The sequence below is a fragment of the Dissulfurispira sp. genome (assembly GCF_036745535.1).
In the GTDB taxonomy this organism is placed as follows: Bacteria; Nitrospirota; Thermodesulfovibrionia; order Thermodesulfovibrionales; family Dissulfurispiraceae; genus Dissulfurispira.
On record NZ_DAIOFX010000185.1, the window covers coordinates 1 to 1364 of the forward strand.

The window sequence follows — 1364 nt, forward strand, 5'->3', positions numbered from 1 at the left end:
CTTCAAGGTGACTTCTGCCAACTACCCTTGATGCAAGGGGTCTTGATGTGTGATAGCTGTATCTAAACTTCGGATAAAAACCAATGGGTCTTGCAGGATGAGCTAAAAATTCACAACTAATGGAAAATGTAGGAATTGTGATGTCGTATTGCGTTCATAATGTTCAATCCTGTGGAGATACCGGTTGGCGTATTAATGGCGTTTCTGGGTGCCCCATTCTTTCTTTATCTTTTAAGAAGTGCGATGAAAAGATGAAAACCGTATCTTTAGAATCATTGGATTTATCGTATGACGACAGGCTCGTTGTAAAAGGGCTTAATCTCAGATTTGAAAAACCAGAGATCGTCTCTATAATAGGAGCGAATGGTTCGGGCAAATCAACAATGCTTAAAAGCATAGGTAGGCTGCTCAGACCTCGCAAAGGCGTGGTGGCTCTCAATGGCAAAGATATTCACACGCTCCCTGCAAGGGTAGTTGCCAGAGATATGTCTATCCTTCCTCAATCGCCGCACGCGCCGGACGATATCACTGTAAAAGACCTTGTGTCATTCGGCAGAACTCCGTATAGGAATTTTTTTGGCAGTAATGGAAATGATGACGCTGAAATAATCCGATGGGCATTGAAAGAAACAAATATCGAAAGCTTTGCCTACCGTTCTGTCAATACCCTTTCGGGCGGAGAGAGGCAGAGGGCGTGGATTGCAATGGCGCTGGCGCAAAAGACAGGGATAATGCTTCTTGATGAGCCTATAACTTTTTTGGATATCCATCACCAATTTGAAATAATGGAACTGCTGCAGCGGCTCAATGAGAAGTATAATATTACGGTTATAATGGTAATCCATGACCTCAATCATGCTGCAAAGTTCAGCCACAGGATCATAGCAGTGAAACATGGCAATGTGGTCAGGGACGGGACTCCTGCAAAGGTTATAACAGAAGAGACCCTCAGTGAAGTATTCGGCATTAAGGCTCAAATATTGTCAATGAATGGCAGCATTATCTGCATTCCGTACGGGGTGTGCAGATGATTCTGGTGAAGGGACTGACGAAGTATTACGGAGAGAAATGTGCCTTAGATTCCGTTTCTTTTGAGATAATGCGTGGAGAGACATTCGGACTTCTCGGCCCCAATGGAGCCGGCGTTATTCCCGATGATTTATCTGCTTGCTTTTGGAAGGTTTCGGCAGTCTTTCAATTCTGATGCTCGATTTCAAAATTCTCGTATGGCTTGCTTTCTTTATACTGCTTTTTGGCGCAGAAAAACACATTTTATGAAGGCGCATGTCTCGGAAAATACTGATACTCCAAAAGCATTTAGGCGGATGAATATTTTTCACTGGTTTATGCTCACTTTGAGTGGA

2 protein-coding genes and 1 pseudogene are annotated in these 1364 nt (G+C 43.4%); all 3 read left to right on the forward strand.

The features are described 5' to 3' along the window. Positions 1 to 156 precede the first annotated feature (156 nt). Positions 157 to 255 (forward strand): annotated as a pseudogene (locus V7L97_RS13215) (iron chelate uptake ABC transporter family permease subunit); the annotation flags it as partial. Then, the gene (locus tag V7L97_RS12725) at positions 252 to 1031 is read left to right on the forward strand and encodes an ABC transporter ATP-binding protein (RefSeq protein ID WP_333656576.1); all 780 of its coding nucleotides are present in this window, start codon (positions 252 to 254) and stop codon (positions 1029 to 1031) included. The pseudogene V7L97_RS13215 and the gene V7L97_RS12725, both read left to right, overlap by 4 nt. Continuing rightward, positions 1028 to 1204: a hypothetical protein gene (locus tag V7L97_RS12730; RefSeq protein WP_333656578.1), complete on the forward strand. Its 177-nt coding sequence runs from the start codon at positions 1028 to 1030 to the stop codon at positions 1202 to 1204. The genes V7L97_RS12725 and V7L97_RS12730 overlap by 4 nt, the downstream gene beginning before the upstream one ends. Positions 1205 to 1364: the final 160 nt, after the last annotated feature.